The organism is Pseudomonas cistanchae (assembly GCF_054483635.1).
Genome location: NZ_JBTLWN010000003.1, coordinates 396,927 through 416,301 on the forward strand (window position 1 = coordinate 396,927; position 19,375 = coordinate 416,301).

A 19,375-nucleotide genomic window follows, 5' to 3' on the forward strand; every position below is an offset into this window, starting at 1 on the left:
GAGCCCCGCCCCATGGCCAAAACAATCCTTATCGTCGATGACTCACTCTCCATGCGTCAGCTGGTCAAGATGACCCTGACCGGCGCCGGCCATCAGGTCATCGAGGCGGTCGACGGGCGCGACGCGCTGACCAAGCTCAACGGCCAGAAGATCAACCTGATCATCAGCGACGTGAACATGCCCAACCTCGACGGCATCGGCCTGGTGAAGGAGATCAAGACCCGCAACGAATACCGCTTCACGCCGATCATGATGCTCACCACCGAAAGCGAGCAGGGCAAGAAAGCCGAAGGCCAGGCGGCCGGGGCCAAAGCCTGGATCGTCAAGCCATTCCAGCCGCAGCAATTGCTCGCGGCCGTCGACAAGCTGGCCAGCTGACATGTACCAGTTAAATACGCGCGACACCGACAATCGCAGCCTCAGTGGCAGCCTGACCATCTACGAAGCCCGCGACGCCCACCAGGCCTTGCTGGCCGCCAGCTGCGACGCCGAACCCGGGCCCTGGACACTCGACGTGCAGGGGCTGGACGAGCTGGACAGCGCCGGCGTGCAGTTGCTCCTTGCCCTCGACCGCCACCTGCGCCAACGCGGCGCCGAGCTGCAACTGCTGCAACCGGCCGACGCGGTGCGCGATCTGCTCGACCTGCTGCGCCTGCAGGCCCTGTACCCCTCCGCTCAAACAGCCTGACAGGACGACACGATGCTCAACGGAGAACAATGGAGCCAGTTGCTGCTGGGCTTCATCGAGGAGGCCCACGACCTGACCAAACAGGCCGAGGAGTACCTGCTGCAGCTCGACCAGGAACCGGAAAACCAGGACGCCATCAACGGTCTGTTCCGCGCCATGCATACCCTCAAGGGGTCGGCGGGCCTGTTCTCCCTGACACCGCTGGTCAGTTTCACTCACCACCTGGAAAACCTGCTGATGGCCGTGCGTGACGGCCATCGCCAGCTGTCGCCGCCGCTGATTTCGGTGATGCTGCGCTGCCTCGACGAGATCGGCTCGATGGTCGGTCTGATCGACGCCAGCAGCGGCGATCTGCCGGTCGACACCACGCACCAGGAAGAACTGCTCGCCGCGCTTAACCAGCACAGCGGCGTCGAGGCACCCCTGGTACTGATCGATACCCTCGACACCGACTGCCAGAACCGCGGTCGCCTGGAGCGCTGTTCGAGCTGCGATGCCGACGGCGCCTGGCACATCTCCCTGCGTTTCGATGGCGAGCTGCTGCGCAACGGCTTCGATCCGGCGGCCTTTATCCGCTACCTGCAGCGCCTCGGCGAAATCCTCAACCTGCAGGTGATGGACGACACCCTGCCGGTGCTCGCTGAGCTCGACCCCGAGCAGTGCTACCTGGGCTTTGAAATCGACCTGTGCAGCAACGCGAGCAAAGTCGAGATAGAGGATGTGTTCGAATTCATCCGCGAGTTCTGCACCCTGCGCATCCTGCCGCCGAACAGTGCGCTGGACGACTACCTGCAGCTGATTCACGAGCTGCCAGAAACCGACGCACGGGTCGGCAGCATCCTGGTCGCCAGCGGCCTGCTGACCGAAAACGAATTGCAGCAAGGCCTTGCGGTGCAGGCCGAAGCCAGCGAACTGAAACCGGCCCTGGGCGCGGTGCTGGTACAGGAAGGTCTGGTGGCGCCGCAAGCGGTCAACGCCGCACTGGCCAAGCAGCAGTCGTCGCGTGATCGCAAGGCCCAGGAAAGCACCCAGATTCGCGTCGCCGCGCACAAGCTCGACGAACTGATCAACCTGGTCGGCGAACTGGTGATCAGCGCGGCCGGTGCCCAGCTGCATGCGCAGACCCAGGGCAACAGCCAGTGCATCGAAAGTGCGCAAACGGTCAACCAGCACGTCGAGCAGATTCGCGAAGCGGCGCTGAAGCTGCGCATGATCGAAATCGGCGACACCTTTAACCGCTTCCACCGCGTCGTTCGCGACGTCAGCCAGCAGTTGAACAAGGACATCCGCCTGGAAATCCGCGGCGCCGACACCGAGCTGGACAAGTCGGTGATCGACAAGCTGGCCGATCCGCTGACGCACCTGGTGCGCAACGCTATCGACCACGGCATCGAGTCCGCCGAACAGCGCGTGGCTGCCGGCAAGCCTGCCGAAGGCCACCTGCGCCTGAACGCCTTTCACGAGTCGGGGATGATCGTCATCGAGGTCGCCGACGACGGCCATGGCCTGAATACCGAACGCATTCGCGAAAAAGCCATTGGCCGCGGCCTGATCGATGCGCAGGCCAACCTGGCCGAACATGACATCCACATGCTGATCTTCGCCGCCGGGTTTTCCACCGCCGACGCCGTCTCCGATCTGTCCGGCCGTGGCGTCGGTCTGGACGTGGTGCGCAGCGCCATCGACGCGCTGCGGGGCAGCATCGAAATCGACTCGCGGGCCGGCGTCGGCTGCACCTTTCGCATTCGCCTGCCGCTGACCCTGGCGATCATCGACGGCTTCCTGGTCAACCTTGGCGAGGAATATTTCGTGATTCCGCTGGACCTGGTGACCGAATGCCTGGAGCTCGATCACCACCAGCTCGAAGACTGCAAATACGGCCACCTGAGCCTGCGCGGCAAGCCCCTGCCCTGCGTCGACCTGACCGCGCATTTCGGCTTGCCGACCAGCCGCAGCAAGCGCCGCAACATCGTCGTGGTCAACCTCGGCCGGCATCAAGCCGGGCTGATCGTCGACAGCCTGCACGGCGAGCTGCAAACCGTCATCAAGCCGCTTGGCCTGCTGTTCCAGCATCTGCAGGGCATCAGCGGCTCCACCATCCTGGGCTCCGGGCAAGTGGCCCTGATCCTCGATATCGCCAGCCTGTTCCGCCACCTGCAACAGAACATCGACGGCCAGTCGGCCGAGACCCGTACCCCACATCTGCGTCAAGAGCTCAAGGGCATCTAGGAGAACCACCATGCAATTCATTCGAAACATGAAGATCGGCGTCCGCCTGATTGCCGGCTTTACCCTGGTGGTTATCCTGACCATCGCGGTAGGCCTGATCGGCATTCGCAACCTGGCCCACGTCAACGACCTGTCCGACGACATGTACAGCCGTGACCTGGTCGGCCTGAACATCATTCAGAACGCCAACTACACCCTGATCATCGCCGGCCGTGCGCTGCGCAGCTCGCTGCTCGCCAGCACCGTCGAAGAGCGCGATACAGCCGCTCAGGCCAGCCGCAAGGCGATGGCGGACACCGCCGCCCTGGTCGAGCAGGCAACAGCCAGCTTCACCACCGACGAAGGTCGCGCCGTGATCGGCAAGCTCACCGAGCCCATGCAGCAGTACAACCAGGCGCTCGAGCAGGTACTCAGCATGCACTTGAGCAGCGGTCAGCTGGCCGAACGCACTGCGGTCAGCGACCTGTTGCCCGCGCTCTCGCAACGCGGCAAGGTGGTCGATGACCTGCTCAGCGAAGTGGTGGAATACCGCCGCAAGAGCGCCAGCGCCGCCAACGACGAGATCACGAGTATTTATCTCAGCTCGCGCACCCAGATGATCGGTCTGGTGGTGATCGCCGCGCTGCTGGGCTTTGCCATCGGCATCTTCGTCACCCGCAGCATCGTTCGTCCGCTCAACCGCGCCGTTGGCGTGGCCGACAGCCTGGCTGCGGGCGACCTCAGCGTGCAGGTTGAAGTCGACAGCCGCGACGAAACCGGCAAACTGCTTGCCTCGATGCAGAACATGACCGAGCGCCTGCGCAGCGTCATGGGTGATGTGCGCAGCGCCGCCGACTCCTTGTCATCGGCCTCCGAAGAAGTCAGCGCCACCTCGCAATCGCTGAGCCAGGCCTCGACCGAACAGGCCGCCAGCGTCGAAGAAACCACCGCGTCGGTGGAGCAGATGTCCGCCTCCATCTCGCAGAACACCGAAAGCGCGCAGATCACCGACGGCATCGCCGGCAAAGCGGCCAACGACGCCGTCGAGGGCGGCCGCGCCGTACGTGAAATGGTCGTGGCGATGAAACAGATCGCCGACAAGATCGGCATCATCGATGACATCGCCTACCAGACCAACCTGCTGGCCCTGAACGCCGCCATCGAAGCCGCCCGTGCCGGCGACCATGGCAAAGGCTTCGCCGTGGTGGCCGCCGAAGTGCGCAAGCTGGCTGAACGCAGCCAGGTAGCCGCCCAGGAAATTGGTGGTGTGGCGAGCAACAGCGTGCAACTGGCCGAACAGGCCGGGCGCCTGCTCGATGAAATCGTGCCGAACATCCAGAAGACCTCGGACCTGGTCCAGGAGATCACCGCGGCTTCCCAGGAGCAGAGCACGGGTGCCGGGCAGATCAATATCGCCATGGGCCAGATGAACCAGATCACCCAGCAGAACGCCTCGGCCTCCGAGGAATTGGCAGCCACGGCCGAAGAGATGAACGCCCAGGCCAGCCAGTTGCAGGAACTGATCAGCTACTTCCGTCTGGACAACGCACCGGCCGGCAAAACCCAGCGCGTCGAGCCGCGGCCGAACAACGTCCGTCCGTTGCACCGCGAGGTTGCCCGCAAGGCGACTCCGGCGCCGGCAGATGAAGGCCAATTCGTCAGTTTCAATTGAGGCCGACCGCCATGAACTCACAACACGCGCTGTTGGCGGAAATCGCCCCCGGCAGTATCCAGCACCTGTCGTTCCGGGTGCGCAAGGAGCGCTTCGCCCTGCCCATCGAACTGATCCGCGAGATCATCGAGTACGGGCAAATCACCACGGTGCCGATGATGCCCAGCTTCATCCATGGGGTCATCAACCTGCGCGGCAACGTGGTGCCGGTGCTCGATCTGGCGGCACGCTTCGGCCTGGAGCTGACCGAGCCGGGCAAGCGCACCTGCATCGTGATCATCGAGCTGCCGCTGGATGATCAGGTACAACGCATCGGCCTGGTGGTCGATGCGGTGGACGCGGTGCTGGACATCGACGCGGACGAGGTCGAACCGGCCCCGCCGTTCGGCGCCGGCTTGCGCACCGACTTCATCTCCGGCATGGCCCGCGACGACCGGGGCTTTACCATCATTCTCGACGTGCGCCGGGTGCTTTCATTGGATGATATTCGCCAGTTGAGCCTGGCCCAGCAGGCTGGCTGATGCCGGCTAGCAACCTGCCCAAGCTTAGCGACCACGATTTCCGCCGCCTCCAGCAGATGATGCAGGAGGCGTCCGGAATCGTCATGGCCGAACAGAAGCGCACGCTGATGGCCGGCCGCCTGATGTGTCGCCTGCGCAGCCTGGAGCTGACCAGCTATGGCGACTACCTGCGCCTGCTGGAAGACCCGCAGCAACAGGAAGAGCGGCGCAAGGTCATTGATCTGCTGACCACCAACGAAACCTATTTCTTTCGCGAGCCCCAGCATTTCCAGGTGCTCGGCGACTGGCTGGCGCAGCAGCGCGGCCCGCTGAAACTCTGGAGCGCGGCCAGCTCATCGGGGGAAGAGGCCTACAGCATGGCCATGACCGCCTGCGAGCGGGCCAAGGGCGACTGGTCGATCTTTGCCAGCGACCTAAGCCGCCGCGTGCTGGACCAGGCGCGTCAGGGCGTTTACAAGCTCGAACAGGCGCAGAAATTCCCTCCCGGCTGGCTAGAGCGCCACTGCCTACGTGGCATCTGCGACAGCGACGGGCTGTTTCGCGTCGCTCAGCCGTTACGCCAGCGGGTGAGCTTCGCCGAGGTCAACCTGACCCGGCCTCTGCGCCAGGAGCTGGGCCAATTTGATGTGATCTTCCTGCGCAATGTGCTGATCTACTTCGCCGCCGACGAGAAGCGCGCAATCGTCACCCGCCTGGTTGAACGCTTGCGTCCAGGCGGGCTGTTGTTCATCGGCCATGCGGAGAGCCTGCATGGCCTGAACCTGCCGCTGCGTACCGTACGCCCATCCGTATTCGAACGTTTATGAAGGATTCGGCATGATCAAGGTTTTTATCGTCGATGACTCGGCACTGGTGCGCCAGGTGCTGACGGCCTGCCTGGCCAATCACCCCAGCATCGAGGTGATCGGCCAGGCGGCCGATCCCATCTTTGCCCTGGAAAAAATGCACAAGCGCTGGCCCGACGTGCTGGTGCTCGACGTGGAAATGCCGCGCATGGACGGCATCACCTTCCTGCGCAAGATCATGGCCGAACGACCGACCCCCGCGATCATCTGCTCCACACTGACCGAAGCGGGCGCAGCCATCACCCTGGATGCCCTGGCGGCCGGTGCGGTTGGCGTCTTCACCAAAGCCAAGGTCGGCCTCAAGGAGAGCCTGCAACAACTTTCCGGCGAGCTGATCAAGCAGATCGAAATCGCCGCGCGCAGCCATCCCCACGCAATGCCGGCACGGAACGGCGCCGCGTCAGCGGCCAGGGAAATGCCCCGTGCGCCGGAACCGTCCGCAGCGATCCTGATTTCCACTACCGACCGGGTGGTGGCCCTCGGCACATCCACCGGCGGCACCCAGGCCCTGGAGGTGGTGCTGCGCCAGCTGCCGGTGGATTGTCCCGGCATCGTCATCGTCCAGCACATGCCGGAGAAATTCACCGCGGCCTTCGCCCAGCGGCTGAACCAGGTGTGTGCCATCGAAGTGCGCGAAGCGCGGCACATGGACCGGGTCCGTTCCGGCCTGGCGCTGGTCGCCCCCGGCGGCCGGCATATGCAGCTCAAACGCAGTGGCGCGCAGTATTTCGTCGAGGTGCTCGACGGTCCTCCGGTAAACCGGCACAAGCCATCGGTGGACGTGCTGTTCCGCTCCGTGGCCAAGCACGCCGCCCACAACGCCCTGGGGGTGATCATGACCGGCATGGGCGACGATGGCGCGCGCGGTCTGCTGGCCATGCGCGACGCTGGCTCACGCACCGTCGCCCAGGACGAAGCCAGCTGCGTGGTCTTCGGCATGCCCAAGGAAGCCTTGCGCATGAACGCGGCGCAGAGCTGCGAATCCTTGAACAACCTGCCCAGGTTGATCATCCAATACGCATCCAGCTAGCCTTTACGGAACACTGCGCCGGGATAACGCAGCCCGCCCGTCAGTACCGCTCTGCAATATTCGGCGCAATGCCGAGCGACTTTTGCGCAACTTCACAGTTCGTCATCTGCTACTGCGACTGGGCAAAATTCAGCCGAACCTTCATGGCTGGATGCCACTCACTACCAGTAGAACAAATCGCCAGGGGGGTGAACCATGACTCGAACGCAACGCATCGTCGATGCCTGGAAACAGCACCGATTCAATCCGACGACAACGCAGGTCAGCGGATGACCTGTCGGCTGTTGCTGGCCGATGACCACGCGCTGATACGCGCGGGCGTTAGGGCGATGATCCACGACCTGCCCGGGTACGAGATCGTTGGCGAAGCTCAGGACGGGCAACAGGCAATCAACCAGGCTCAGGCGCTGCAGCCGGACATCATTCTGCTCGACGTGACCATGGAGGGCCTAAGCGGCATCGACGCCTTGCAGCACCTGAAAACCGTTGCGCCGCAGTCGCGGGTGTTAATGCTGTCGATGCATTCCGAGGCCAAGGTCGTGCTCTCTGCGCTGGAGGGTGGCGCCTACGGCTATCTGCTCAAAGACGCTGCCGTGGCCGAACTGCACATGGCCCTGAGCGCGGTTGGTCGTGGCCAACGTTATCTGAGCTCGGCCATTGCTCAGCCGGTAATCGCCCAGGCGCTAGCCCGTAGCCAGGCGGCCGAGGACCGCACCCTGACGCAGCGCCAGATCGAGATCCTGCGTTTGATCAGCCGGGGGGTTTCCACCCGCGCCATTGCCGACGGTCTGGGCCTGAGCGTGAAAACCGTCGAGGCCCATCGCGCGCAGATCATGAAACGCCTGCAGATACACGACGTGCCTGGCCTGGTTCTCTACGCCGTTCGGGCGGGCATTATCTATTTGGACGATTGAGCGGCCGACCGCTGCCTTGGGGATAGGCAGTCGCTAGTGTCGGGGCATAAATCCGGCCGGCTTGGTTGCGAGCCACTCGACGAAGGTGCGCAGGCGTTCGTCGCCAAGCAGCGCCTCGCGGCTGTTGTAGGTCAGCGCCAGTTCCTTTTCGCTGAACAGCCGATGGATCTGGTTGTGGCACGCGCGACAGACCCAGAGCGTGGCGGCGATGCGCTCGTGCTTGGCGTAGCGTTTCTGCACGTAGGGCTTGTCGTGCAGGGCCTTGGGTATCAGATGATGGCGAGTGAGCGGCGCGGCCCGCGCGCAGAGTTCGCAGTGATCGGGCTGGGGCGGCAGGCGAATGGCGTCGGGCATGCGGGTTGCCGGCGGCTCAGCGTTTGCGGCAGAGCGTCAGCCCATCGCCAAGCGGCAGCATCGACAGGTCGACACGCTGGTCGTCCTTCAGGGCCAGGTTGAGCGCCTGGATCGCCTGGGTGTCGGCGCTGCTCGGCTGCTGTTCCAGCACGCGACCGCTCCACAGGGTGTTGTCGAACAGAATCAGGCCGGCCTGGCGAACCAGGCGCAGGGCGAACTCCAGATAATGCGGGTAGTTGGCTTTGTCGGCATCGATGAACATCAGATCGACGCTTGCGCCCCAGCCTTGCGCTTCGAGGGCGGCGAGGGTTTCCAGGGCCGGCGCCAGGCGAAGTTCGATCCGCTCGGCAAGGCCGGCCTCATGCCAGTAGCGTTCGGCGACGCGGTTGTAGTCGCCGGGGATATCGCAACAGACCAGGCGCCCTTCCGCACCCATCGCGCCGGCCATGCAGATCGCGCTGTAGCCGGTAAAGGTGCCGACCTCGACGATGCGCCGGGCTCCGAGCAGCTGCACCAGCAATGCCATGAACTGCCCCTGCTCCGGCGCAATTTGCCAGCGGGCATTGCTCAGCTGTGCGGTCTCATCGCGCAGGCGCCTGAGCAGCGGCGATTCGCGCAGCGATACGTCGAGCAGGTAGCGGTAGAGGTTGTCGTCGAGATCGAGGGTGCGATTGGTCATAGGTCGCCTGCCGATTCAAAGTGCTGCGCTGGCGCGCCAGCAGCGGACAAGCCCGGCGATGCCGCTCAGGGATTGCTCGCCAGCTCCGGGCTGAACACGCGCTTGGCGTTCAGGTAGGTACGTTGCCAGTAGGTGTTGCTGAGGCTGTCCAGCCGCACGGTGCCGCCGCTGGACGGCGCATGGACGAAGCGCCCTTCGCCGACATAGATGCCCGCATGGCTGACCTGCCGCCCGCCGTTGGTGGCGAAAAACACCAGATCGCCGCTTTGCAGTGCATCGCGCCCCACCACCGGGGCGCGCATGCTGATCAGCTCGCGGGTAGAACGCGGCAGACGTATGCCGGCAGCATCGCGGTAGACGTAGCCGATCAAGCCACTGCAGTCGAAACCACCGTCCGGGGTGTTGCCGCCGTAACGATAAGGCGTACCGACCAAGCCCAATGCGCGAAACAGCACGTCGTGGGCATTGCCAGACTGGCCGCCGATTGGAGTAGTGATTATGGGTTGTGGCGCGGAGGATGGTGCGGGGGCGTGCCCGGCGCAGGCGGTGAGCAGCGCAACCAGGGCAACTAAGGCGAGACGAGCGATAACAGTCATGGACGAGGCAACCCTGAACCGGGATGCGCCCACTCTGCCGGCTAGCGCTGCGTAGTGCAAGCTTTAGCTTTGTGCGGCAGGTCGTTGAAAACTATCAGGATCGAATGGCGCGGACTGAATCCCAGGTTGCTGGCAGCACTGCCCAGCAGGTCGAGGACCTGCTGGGCGGACTCAGGGATGGCGCGCGCCGGGCTCGCTTGGCGCCAATGCCAGCGCGCGCTTGGCCTCGATAAACGTACGGTTCCAGTAGCGATCTTCCAGGCTATCGACCCGCACACCGCCGCTGCGGCTGCTGGAGGAATGAATGAACTGGTCATCGCCCAGGTAGATACCGGCATGGCTGACGCGACCGCGGCCATTGGTGCTGAAGAACACCAGATCGCCAGGTTCAAGTTCTTCGCGCTCGACCAGAGGCGCGTCGATGTTGATCATTTCGCGGGTCGAACGCGGCAGCTGCATGCCAAGCTCTTCCTTGAACAGATAACCGATAAAGCCGCTGCAATCGAAGCCCGATTTCACCGAACTGCCGCCGTAACGGTAGCGGGTGCCCACCAGGGACAATCCGTGGGTGAGAATGCTGTCGGCCAGATTGGGCAGCTCATAGGGCTTTTCGCCGAGCGACGCCGTTACGTCTTCGTCGCTGAGCATCACCGGCTCGACGGCGACGACCGGCTCGTTCGGTACGTTCGAATGCGGGTTGGGAGTGTGGTTGGCACAGGCGGCCAGAACCAGGGTAAGTGCAATAGGCACGAGGGGTGCGAGGCGTTTTAGCATGGGCACGACCGTGTCGGGAAACTGTCTAAGGCCGCGACTATGCCCACTATGGCCATCATTTGCAAATTCTATGGCGTCAAATGTGACCCAGTAGTTTCGGCAAAACATCTAACGCGCGCCCTTGCAGGTGCACATCCACCCGCTCGCTCAGGTCGGTGCGCGCCGGGTTGATTTCCACGGTAAACCCACCCGCCTGACGGGTGCGCAGCACCGGCTCGACGATGTACGGAAAGCTCGAACTGGTGCCGATGCTGATCACCACGTCGAAGCCCTTGCCCAGCTCCCTATAAAGGGTATTCAGGGCGCGCTCCGGCAGCATTTCCTCGAACAGCACCACGGGCGGACGCAGCACGCCCGCGCAGTGCTGACAGCGCGGCGGCAGGGGTTTGTTGAGGTGCTCGACCAGGTCGGCATCGACTGCGCCGCAGGATTGGCAATACAGCGGGGCCAGTTCTCCGTGAATCTCGATCAGCCGCTCCGGCGGGCTGCCGGCGCTGCGGTGATAGCCGTCGATGTTCTGGGTCAGTAGCCAGCACTCGGGCTTGAGCCGTTGCAGTTCGGCAATCGCACGGTGACCGGCATTGGCCTCGGCGCCCAGGCAGGCTTCGCCGAGCTGGGCCAGGTATTTCCAGCACAGCGCTGGGTCGCGCTGCAGCATCGAGCCGGACAGCGCGGCCTCGATGGGGATGCCTTCCTCGGTATGGCCGTTGTACAGACCGCACAGCCCGCGGTAGGTCGGCAGCCCCGAATCGGCGGACAACCCAGCACCGGTGATCAGCAGAATGCGTTCAGCCGCTACGATTGCCTGGGCAACACGGGCAATGACCTCGTCCATCTCGACCCCTCATGCGTAGGGTGGACGACGCTCTTGTCGTCCACCGCAACAGCGCCATGGTGGATGGAAAAACGTCATCCACCCAACCCTACCTGCTCAGTGGTTGACCGTATGCGCGAGCATTACCGACAGCTGACACAGCGGCCGGCCGCTTTCGGCATGCCACTGATTGAACGCCGCCTGCACCGCCGCGCGGTCTCTCTGGCTGGTAGGCGGCTTGTCGATGATCTTCTGCGCCTTGAGCGCGGCGACCATGTCGTCGCTGGGAATAAAGGTGTCCTTGCCGACCATGCGCAGAAAGCGCGGCGCGGACAGGCCGCCGAGCTGGCTTCCCTGCTTGGCGAGGTATTTCCACAGGCCGACGATGTCGGTTACTGGCCAGTCGGCGATCAGCGCGCCGAAGCTGCCCTTCTCCTTCTGCACATCAAGGATGAACTGGGCGTTGCGCGGCACGCTCTTGAGCTTGCCCAGGTGGCGAATGATGCGCGCATCCTGCATCAGGTTCTCCAGCCGCTCGCCGCCCATCAGCACGACCTTTTCCGGATCGAAGCCAAAGAACACCTGCTCGAACGCCGGCCACTTGGCGTCCACCAGGCTGTGCTTGAGGCCGGCACGGAAGATCCGCAGGCTGAGCGTCGACAGGTAACGGTCGTCGCTGATCAAGCGCAGCTCCGCGGCTGAGCGTGGTTGCGGCAGGCGCGCTTCGAGGGCGGCGGCCGAGCCGAAACGGTTCAGGCAGTACTCGTTAAGCCATTTGTAATCGCGCATCGGGAGTCCTTGAGCCGGGAAACCGCTGGATCAGAGGTTCATTACATCGAGGAAGCGCGGCGTGGCGCTGTCGTCGATCTTCAGGCTCTTGAAGTCGAACAGGTTGCGGTCAGCCAACTGCGACGGCACCACGTTCTGCAGGGCGCGGAACATGATCTCGGTGCGCCCCGGCGACTTGCGCTCCCAATCCTGCAGCATTTCCTTGACCACCTGGCGCTGCAGGTTTTCCTGGGAGCCACAGAGGTTGCACGGAATGATCGGGAATTCTTTGAGCACGCTGTAGGCCTCGATATCGCTCTCGCTGCAATAGGCCAGCGGGCGAATCACCACATTGCGTCCGTCGTCGGCGCGCAGCTTGGGCGGCATGGCCTTGAGCGTGCCGCCGTAGAACATGTTGAGGAAGAAGGTTTCCAGGATGTCGTCGCGGTGATGCCCCAGGGCCATCTTGGTCGCGCCGATCTCATCGGCAAAGGTATACAGCGTGCCGCGGCGCAGGCGCGAGCACAGCGAGCAGGTGGTCTTGCCTTCCGGGATCTTCTCCTTGACCACCGAATAGGTGTCCTTTTCGACGATGTGGTACGCCACACCGATGGACTCCAGATACGCCGGCAGCACGTGTTCTGGGAAGCCTGGCTGCTTCTGGTCCATGTTCACTGCAACGATCTCGAACTTGATCGGTGCGACCTTCTGCAAATGCAGCAGCACGTCGAGCATGGTGTAGCTGTCCTTGCCGCCAGACAGGCAGACCATGACCTTGTCGCCATCCTCGATCATGTTGAAGTCGGCGATGGCTTCGCCGGCCTGGCGACGCAGGCGTTTTTGCAGTTTGTTTTGGTTGACCGAGAGGCTGCCCATGGTGCGCTGGAATCCGGAGGCTTACGAAAGTGCGGCATTTTACGCAGAAAGCGGGATGTGCCCTACCCCATTCAATTTGAAATGTTAGGCTCGGCCGATGAACGACGAACTAGACCCCAGCCTCGACCTGCCCGAGCAATTGCATCAGTTGCTCCAGGCCGTACCCGCCGGACTTGGCGAATACCAGCTGATCCAGCTCCTCAAGGATCGCCACAGCACGCACATCCCCAACCTGCCGCTGACCGACAAGCTGGTGCTGTTTCGCACCCATTTCCTGATCTTCAACGCGCTGTACCTGCTGCGTGATCGGTTATGGGCGGCGCAGGCGGGTTTCGTCCAGATCAGCCCGCTGCATATCCAGTTGCTGCCTTATCAGCCCGGCAGCGGCGAACTGAACACCCATGATCCGCTGCGCGAGTACTACCTGGACCTGAGCCAACTGAGCGACACCGACGAGCGCGACGTGGAGAAGCTGCTAATGAGCTTCTGGACCCGCATGCAAGGCGGCGAGGAGAAACAGGCTGCGCTGGAGCTGTTCGAGCTTGCCGACGACGCGCAGGCGCTCGACCTCGCCGTTATCAAGCACCGCTACCGGCAGCTGGTGAGCCTGCATCACCCGGATCGCGGCGGCAGCACGTCACGCCTGCAATCGATCAACAAGGCCATGGAAATTCTCGAACGCTATTACGGCCGACATTGAGAGGCCGATTTGCTCTAAGCCACGCGCCCTCTTTCCTGCAATCCGCTGCCTATACTGCGACATACGGTCGCATTGGTTCGGCCCAGTACCCGGTAGCGCTGCCTACGCGCGCCGGGCGCTTCGCTGGGGGGCGACTGCCATAACAATAGGAGTGCTTGCATGATCCATCACGTTTGGGGCCTCTTCACCCATCCCGACCAGGAATGGCAGGAAATTCGTGGCGAAGAAGAAACGATCAGCCACATGTACCTCACCCATGTCTTGATTCTCGCGGCGATTCCCGCCATATCCGCCTTTATCGGCACGACCCAGGTTGGCTGGTCCATCGGCAGCCGAGCACCGGTGATGTTGACGGAAGGCAGCGCCTTGCAGATGACGATCATGACCTACCTGGCCATGCTCGCCGGGATTGCCGTCATGGGCGCGTTCATCCACTGGATGGCGCGTACCTACGACGCAAGCCCAAGCCTGACCCAGTGCGTGGTGTTCGCGGCCTATACCGCAACGCCCTTGTTCATCGGCGGGTTGGCGGCGCTCTACCCGCACCTTTGGCTAGCCATGGTGGTCGGCACTGCAGCGATCTGCTACACGGTCTACCTGTTGTATGTGGGCATCCCCACGTTCATGAGCATTCCCGAGGACGAAGGCTTCATGTTCTCCAGCTCCGTGCTGGCGGTCGGTCTGGTCGTGCTGGTTGCGATGATTGCCTGCTCGGTGATTCTCTGGGGTTTCGGGGTCGGCCCGGTCTACACCAGCTGATTGGTCATGCCTGACAAAAAGGCCGCCCGCATGGGCGGCTTTTTCATGCACGCCCGTAATGACCTGCTCCGAGTTCGGCGCGCCTCAATTACATGGAACCGCGCGCCATCGGCGCCGTTCAAAAACTCCATTACCGGTTGCGGCTTGCCCCGCACCGTTAGCCGCTTGGCAGATGGAGAACTCCGCATGATCCCGCACTTCGTAACCCTGTTGACCCGCCCCGACCAGGCCTGGACCGATATCCGCCGCGACGAGGAACAGCACGGCGCCAACTACCTGCTGCACCTGCTGCTGTTCGCCTTGCTGCCGGCAGTGTGCATGTTCATCGGCACTCGCTTTGTCGGCTGGAGCCTGGTCGAAGACGAGCGTATTCGCCTGGACACCATCAGTGCCCTGCAACTGAGCGTGCTGATCTACCTCACCATCGTCATCGGCGCATTCATCATGGGGTTCTTCCTGCGCTGGATGTCCCGCACCTTCGAGGCGCGGCCGACCTATAACCAGTGCGTGGGCTTTATCGCCTATATCTGCACGCCGTTCTTTATTGCCGGGCTGGGCGCGCTGTACCCGACCCGCTGGGTCGCGATCACCGTGTTGGTCCTGGCGGGCCTGCATGCCAGCTATCTGCTGTATGTCGGCATGCCGAAGTTCATGCGCATCGATTATCGCCAGACCTTTCTGTACGCCGCCTGCACCTGGGGCGTCGGCTTGCTGGTCCTGGTCAACATCAAGGTCGGCATGATCCTGATGTGGCTGTGGTTCCTCGAACCCACCTACGAGCGCACTCTGCAGCAGGACCAGAGTTACGGTACCGAGCAGCAGCGGCCCCAGGACGCATCCGGCGAGCGGGAACTGCAGTAAGGCCAGGCATGCGGCATAATCGGCCCGCATTCTTCAGCAGCAACCGCCATGCCCGAACATATTCAAGCCCGCGTCGAGGCCTGCTACCAGCAGGCCGAAGCCTTCTTCAAGCGATCATTCCAGCGTGCCGAGGTCAGTTTCAAACTGCGCGGGCAGAAGGCCGGGGTCGCCCATCTGACGGAAAACAAGCTGCGTTTCAACCCACAGCTGTACCGGGAGAACCGCGAGGATTTTCTCCGTCAGACCGTGCCCCACGAGGTGGCGCATCTGATTGCCCATCAGCTATTCGGCCCGCGGATTCAACCGCACGGCGAGGAATGGCAGCTGATCATGCGCGGCGTGTACGAGCTGCCGCCCAATCGATGCCACAGCTATGAGGTGCAACGCCGCCAGGTCAGCCGCTTCATTTACCGGTGCGGGTGCCCGGAAGCCGAATTTCCCTTCTCCAGCCAGCGCCATACGCTGGTCGGCAAAGGCCGTCGCTATTACTGCCGACGCTGCAAGGTGACGTTACGCTTCAGTGGCGAACAACGGCTGGAGTGATCTCAATCGCGGCTGTACCGCTCGGGTTACAGCACATAGAAGCTCACCGCGATGAAGTGCATCAGGCTGCCGCCGACCACAAACAGGTGCCAGATGCCGTGCCAGTGGCGAAAGCGGCTGTCGTAGGCAAAAAAGATGATACCCACGGTATAGAGCACCCCGCCGCCCGCCAGCCAGGCAAAGCCGCTGGTGCCCAGCGCGGCAATGAGCGGGTTGACCGCCACCAGCACGATCCAGCCCATCACTGCGTAGATGATGATCGACAGCACCCGGGCCTCGGAGCGCGGCTTGATCTCCTGCAGCATGCCGATCACCGCCAGGCTCCAGACCACGCCGAATAACGACCAGCCCCACGGGCCTGCGAGTGTCACCAGGCAGAACGGCGTGTAGCTGCCAGCGATCAGCAGGTAGATCGACAAGTGATCGAGCTTGCGCATCACCACTTTCGCGCGGCCCCGCACGCTGTGGTACAGCGTCGAGATGCTGTAGAGCAGCACCAGCGTGACGCCGTAGATCGCCACGCTGACGATCTTCACCGGCTCGCCGTCGAGGCTGGCGACCACCAGCAGCCACACCGCACCGATACAGGCCAGCACTGCGCCAACCAGATGGGTCCAGGCGTTGAATCGCTCACCGTGATACATGTTTTCCGTCCCGAAAGGCCTCAGTCGTGCAAGTGCCCAGGCTTATGCCGGAAAACGCGCGGTATTGCGAGCCCCTGATGAAAGGCCGGGGCCGTAGCGCTGCCGTTGCAGCGGGCTAGGCGACCACCCCGCTGGCCCTCAGCTCGCCAATCTGCTTGGTGGAATAGCCCAGCTCGCGCAACACCGCTTCGGTATCCGCACCAAGCGCTGCGCCGATATGCCGAGGCGCGGGCAGGCCGCCGGAAAACTTGATCGGGCAGGCAATCTGCGGCTGCGGCGGCGCGTCGCCACGGGGTACGTCGGTCACCAGCTGGCGTGCACTGAGCTGCGGATGGGTGACTGCCTCGGACAGGCGCAGCATCGGCTCCACGCAGGTATCAAGCCCGGCGAACAGGGCGCACCAGTCGTCGAAGTCGCGCTTCTCCAGCTCCATTTCGATTTCGCGCTTGAGCGCCCGCTGATCCTGGGGATTCTGCGACAGCCCACGCGAAGCCAGCTCGGGGCGGCCGATGGCAGCGCAGAACTGCTGCATGAACTGCGGTTCCAGGCTGCCGACCGACAGCCAGCGACCATCGCGGGTGCGGTAGTAATCGTAGAAGCTGCCGCCATTGAGCGGCTGGTTTTCCATGTCCGGCTCGACTCCCGCCGCCAGGTAACCCGCGCCGGCCATGCCGTGCAGGCTGAACGCGCAGTCGGTCATGCTGATATCGACGGCCTGGCCCTGCCCCGTCACCTGGCGCTGCACCACCGCAGCCAGCAGCCCGATCACCCCGTGCAACGACCCGCCGGCGATATCGGCCGCCTGGATGCCCAGCGGCAGCGGCCCGCTTTCGCGCCGCCCGGTGTAGCTGGCGATGCCGGCCAGCGCCAGGTAATTGATGTCATGCCCGGCGCGATCCCGGTAGGGCCCGGTCTGCCCGTATCCGGTGATCGACACGTAGATCAGCCGGGGATTGATCGCCTTCAGCGCCTCGTAGCCAACCCCCAGCTTGTCCATCACGCCGGGGCGAAACTGCTCCAGAACGATGTCGTAATCGGCCACCAGGCGCTTGACCATCGCCACCGCTTCGGCCTTTTTCAGGTCGAGGGCAATGCTGCGTTTATTACGATTGAGGTAGGCGTGGCTGGCCGATACGCCGCCGTCGTGAGGCGGCAACACCCGTACCAGGTCCAGTCGGCTGGGGGACTCGACGCGCAGCACCTCCGCGCCCATGTCGGCGAGCAGCAAGGAAGCGAACGGCCCGGGCAGCAGCGTGGAGAAATCGAGAATCTTCAGGGAGGACAGCGGGCCTTTCATCACGGTTGGGATTCCTTATGTAGAGGGGCTAGCTGCATGGAGGCGCTTTTATGTGCAATGCCTGCAATCTCGTAGGGTGGACATGCCGAAGGCTTGTCCACCATCGGGACTACAAAGCGCACTTCGTAGCCTCGACGCAATCCGGGCTAGGCCAAGCCGCCTATCTATTGCCAATGCAGCGGCTGGCTGGCATCAAGCGTGGCCAATTCGTCGACGTAACGCGCTTCCAGCACGTTACGACGGATTTTCATGGTCGGCGTCATGCAGCCGTTGTCCACGGTCCAGGGCTCGCGCACCAGCACGAAATGGCTGAGCCGTTCATGGGCCTCAAGCTGGGCATTGAGCTGCTGCAGGGTTTGCGCAAGATCCGCGGCCACCTGCTCGCGCGGCTGCTCACGGGCGGCTGGCGACAGCTCGATCAGCGCGAGCGGCTGATCCAGGTTGCTGCCCATCAGGCAGACCTGCTCAACCCATAGGTTCTTGGCGATTTCGCCCTCAATCGGCGCCGGAGCGATGTACTTGCCCTTGCTGGTCTTAAAGATGTCCTTCACCCGCCCGGTGATTTTCAGGTAGCCGGCCGCATCCACCTCGCCTTTATCGCCAGTGTGCAGCCAACCGTCGGTGATGGTTTCGGCGGTCTTCTGCGGGTCCTGGTAATAGCCCAGCATCAGGCTCGGGCAACGCAAGAGAATTTCGCCATCCTCAGCGATGCGCAATTCATTGCCCGGCATGGGCCGCCCCACGGTGCCGAAATGCACCTGCCCCGGCCGGTTGAAACAGCCATAGGCCAGGTGTTCGGTCAGGCCGTAACCCTCGCAAATGGTCATGCCGATGCTCCGGTACCACTCCAGCAACGCGCGCGGAATCGCCGCCGCGCCGCTGACCAGAATACGTGCGCGATCCAGCCCCAAGCCCTTGCGAATCTTGCGCGCCACCAGGCCGCCGATCAGGGGGATGCGCAGCAATCGCGCCAGCCTGGCCTGCGGCAGCTGCTCCAGCACGCCCTGCTGAAAGCGCGTCCACAGGCGCGGCACGGAGAAGAACACCGTCGGCCGCACATGGCGCAGGTCACTGGCAAAGGTCTCCAGCGACTCGACAAAGGCCACCCGCCCACCGCTGTACAACGCATTCATTTCCACCAGAAAACGCTCGGCGGCGTGGGACAGCGGCAGGTAGGAGAAATACTGGTCCTGCTCGGTGATTTGCAGCTCCTTGACCGACTGACTGCCGGCATGGGCAAACGCCCTGGCCGAGAGCATCACGCCCTTAGGCTGGCCGGTGGTGCCGGAGGTATAGAGGATGCTCAGCAAGGCCTCGGGCACCTGCCGGTGCACTTGCGTTAGGGGCTGGTGCGCCGCCAGCAAATCCTGCCAACCCATAGTGGCCTCGATGGTCGGGTACGGCATGGCGATGCGTATCACCTCGGCCGGAATGCCCGCAGCGAGTTTGGCCGGTTCATCCAGCTTGCCGAGGAAGATCGCCTTGCACTGCGAATGGCGCAGCACATAGTCGATGCTTTCGGCCGACTGCAGCGGATACAAGGGCACGCTGACCAGCCCGGCGAGCATGATCGCCAGGTCAGCAATGATCCATTCGGCGCAGTTCTTCGCCAGCAACGCGACCCGCTCACCAGGCGCGCACCCCAGGGCCTGCAAGGCCGTGGCCATGCGCCGCGCCTGGTCGTTCACCTGCGCCCAGGTGAAGTCGTGCCACTGGCCGTTTACCGGCTGGCTGAGCCAGACCGCATCCGGGCGTTTCTCGACCCAGAGCGCCAGCCGCTCCAGGGGCAGTTGTTCGTCCATGTGCAACCCTCATTTCATGCCAAAGCCAAT

22 protein-coding genes are annotated in these 19,375 nt (G+C 63.3%); 12 read left to right on the forward strand and 10 right to left on the reverse strand.

All coding sequences use genetic code 11. The annotated features are described in order from the left end of the window. The first annotated feature begins 12 nt into the window (after positions 1–12). The 8 genes from ACX0MV_RS11855 to ACX0MV_RS11890 all read left to right on the forward strand — a co-directional run bounded on the left by ACX0MV_RS11855 (position 13) and on the right by ACX0MV_RS11890 (position 7,878). Complete coding sequence (locus tag ACX0MV_RS11855) at positions 13–378, forward strand: response regulator (RefSeq protein WP_458982706.1); 366 nt, start codon at positions 13–15, stop codon at positions 376–378. A gap of 1 nt (position 379) precedes the next feature. Continuing rightward, complete coding sequence (locus tag ACX0MV_RS11860; protein WP_458982707.1) at positions 380–688, forward strand: STAS domain-containing protein; 309 nt, start codon at positions 380–382, stop codon at positions 686–688. Positions 689–700: 12 nt separating this feature from the next. Then, positions 701–2,917 (forward strand): chemotaxis protein CheA, encoded by a 2,217-nt coding sequence (locus tag ACX0MV_RS11865; protein ID WP_458982708.1) that lies wholly within the window; start codon positions 701–703, stop codon positions 2,915–2,917. A gap of 10 nt (positions 2,918–2,927) precedes the next feature. Beyond that, positions 2,928–4,568, forward strand: a complete 1,641-nt coding sequence (locus ACX0MV_RS11870) for a methyl-accepting chemotaxis protein (RefSeq protein WP_458982709.1) — start codon at positions 2,928–2,930, stop codon at positions 4,566–4,568. 11 nt (positions 4,569–4,579) lie between these two features. Beyond that, on the forward strand, positions 4,580–5,089 hold the full coding sequence (locus ACX0MV_RS11875; protein WP_339410722.1) for a chemotaxis protein CheW: 510 nt from the start codon (positions 4,580–4,582) through the stop codon (positions 5,087–5,089). Beyond that, positions 5,089–5,895: a CheR family methyltransferase gene (locus tag ACX0MV_RS11880; protein WP_458982710.1), complete on the forward strand. Its 807-nt coding sequence runs from the start codon at positions 5,089–5,091 to the stop codon at positions 5,893–5,895. The genes ACX0MV_RS11875 and ACX0MV_RS11880 overlap by 1 nt, the downstream gene beginning before the upstream one ends. A 10-nt stretch (positions 5,896–5,905) precedes the next feature. Further along, a complete protein-coding gene (locus ACX0MV_RS11885) occupies positions 5,906–6,964 on the forward strand; it encodes a protein-glutamate methylesterase/protein-glutamine glutaminase (RefSeq protein WP_458982711.1) in 1,059 nt (352 codons plus the stop codon). A 269-nt stretch (positions 6,965–7,233) separates the two neighbouring features. Beyond that, the gene (locus tag ACX0MV_RS11890; protein ID WP_458982712.1) at positions 7,234–7,878 is read left to right on the forward strand and encodes a response regulator; all 645 of its coding nucleotides are present in this window, start codon (positions 7,234–7,236) and stop codon (positions 7,876–7,878) included. Between the two features lie 33 nt (positions 7,879–7,911). Here the strand turns inward: ACX0MV_RS11890 and ACX0MV_RS11895 are convergent, their stop codons facing one another. The 7 genes from ACX0MV_RS11895 to ttcA form a co-directional block, all read right to left on the reverse strand. Further along, complete coding sequence (locus tag ACX0MV_RS11895) at positions 7,912–8,232, reverse strand: hypothetical protein (protein WP_458982713.1); 321 nt, start codon at positions 8,230–8,232, stop codon at positions 7,912–7,914. Positions 8,233–8,248: 16 nt separating this feature from the next. After that, positions 8,249–8,911 carry an O-methyltransferase gene (locus tag ACX0MV_RS11900; protein ID WP_458982714.1) on the reverse strand — a complete coding sequence of 221 codons (663 nt, stop codon included), beginning with the start codon at positions 8,909–8,911 and terminating at the stop codon, positions 8,249–8,251. A 65-nt stretch (positions 8,912–8,976) separates the two neighbouring features. Continuing rightward, complete coding sequence (locus ACX0MV_RS11905; protein WP_458982715.1) at positions 8,977–9,507, reverse strand: C40 family peptidase; 531 nt, start codon at positions 9,505–9,507, stop codon at positions 8,977–8,979. Positions 9,508–9,678: 171 nt separating this feature from the next. Further along, positions 9,679–10,281, reverse strand: a complete 603-nt coding sequence (locus ACX0MV_RS11910) for a C40 family peptidase (RefSeq protein WP_458982716.1) — start codon at positions 10,279–10,281, stop codon at positions 9,679–9,681. A gap of 76 nt (positions 10,282–10,357) precedes the next feature. Next, positions 10,358–11,116: an NAD-dependent deacylase gene (locus ACX0MV_RS11915; protein WP_458982717.1), complete on the reverse strand. Its 759-nt coding sequence runs from the start codon at positions 11,114–11,116 to the stop codon at positions 10,358–10,360. Positions 11,117–11,212: 96 nt separating this feature from the next. Then, positions 11,213–11,884: a DNA-3-methyladenine glycosylase I gene (locus ACX0MV_RS11920; RefSeq protein ID WP_458982718.1), complete on the reverse strand. Its 672-nt coding sequence runs from the start codon at positions 11,882–11,884 to the stop codon at positions 11,213–11,215. A gap of 30 nt (positions 11,885–11,914) precedes the next feature. After that, complete coding sequence (gene ttcA, locus ACX0MV_RS11925) at positions 11,915–12,739, reverse strand: tRNA 2-thiocytidine(32) synthetase TtcA (RefSeq protein ID WP_458982719.1); 825 nt, start codon at positions 12,737–12,739, stop codon at positions 11,915–11,917. 97 nt (positions 12,740–12,836) lie between these two features. On the opposite strand from ttcA, the gene ACX0MV_RS11930 reads away from it, so the two are divergent. The 4 genes from ACX0MV_RS11930 to ACX0MV_RS11945 all read left to right on the forward strand — a co-directional run bounded on the left by ACX0MV_RS11930 (position 12,837) and on the right by ACX0MV_RS11945 (position 15,602). Further along, on the forward strand, positions 12,837–13,439 hold the full coding sequence (locus ACX0MV_RS11930) for a DNA-J related domain-containing protein (protein ID WP_458982720.1): 603 nt from the start codon (positions 12,837–12,839) through the stop codon (positions 13,437–13,439). A gap of 159 nt (positions 13,440–13,598) precedes the next feature. Continuing rightward, positions 13,599–14,198, forward strand: a complete 600-nt coding sequence (locus ACX0MV_RS11935) for a Yip1 family protein (RefSeq protein ID WP_458982721.1) — start codon at positions 13,599–13,601, stop codon at positions 14,196–14,198. A 186-nt stretch (positions 14,199–14,384) separates the two neighbouring features. Further along, on the forward strand, positions 14,385–15,059 hold the full coding sequence (locus ACX0MV_RS11940) for a Yip1 family protein (protein WP_458982722.1): 675 nt from the start codon (positions 14,385–14,387) through the stop codon (positions 15,057–15,059). A gap of 18 nt (positions 15,060–15,077) precedes the next feature. After that, positions 15,078–15,602 carry a SprT family zinc-dependent metalloprotease gene (locus ACX0MV_RS11945; protein ID WP_458982811.1) on the forward strand — a complete coding sequence of 175 codons (525 nt, stop codon included), beginning with the start codon at positions 15,078–15,080 and terminating at the stop codon, positions 15,600–15,602. Between the two features lie 26 nt (positions 15,603–15,628). On the opposite strand, the gene trhA is transcribed toward ACX0MV_RS11945, so the two are convergent. The 3 genes from trhA to ACX0MV_RS11960 form a co-directional block, all read right to left on the reverse strand. Next, positions 15,629–16,246, reverse strand: a complete 618-nt coding sequence (trhA, locus tag ACX0MV_RS11950; RefSeq protein WP_458982723.1) for a PAQR family membrane homeostasis protein TrhA — start codon at positions 16,244–16,246, stop codon at positions 15,629–15,631. A gap of 115 nt (positions 16,247–16,361) precedes the next feature. Then, positions 16,362–17,543: a CaiB/BaiF CoA transferase family protein gene (locus ACX0MV_RS11955; RefSeq protein ID WP_458982812.1), complete on the reverse strand. Its 1,182-nt coding sequence runs from the start codon at positions 17,541–17,543 to the stop codon at positions 16,362–16,364. A gap of 164 nt (positions 17,544–17,707) precedes the next feature. After that, positions 17,708–19,345, reverse strand: coding sequence for an AMP-binding protein (locus ACX0MV_RS11960; RefSeq protein WP_458982724.1), 1,638 nt, complete (start codon positions 19,343–19,345; stop codon positions 17,708–17,710). Positions 19,346–19,375: the final 30 nt, after the last annotated feature.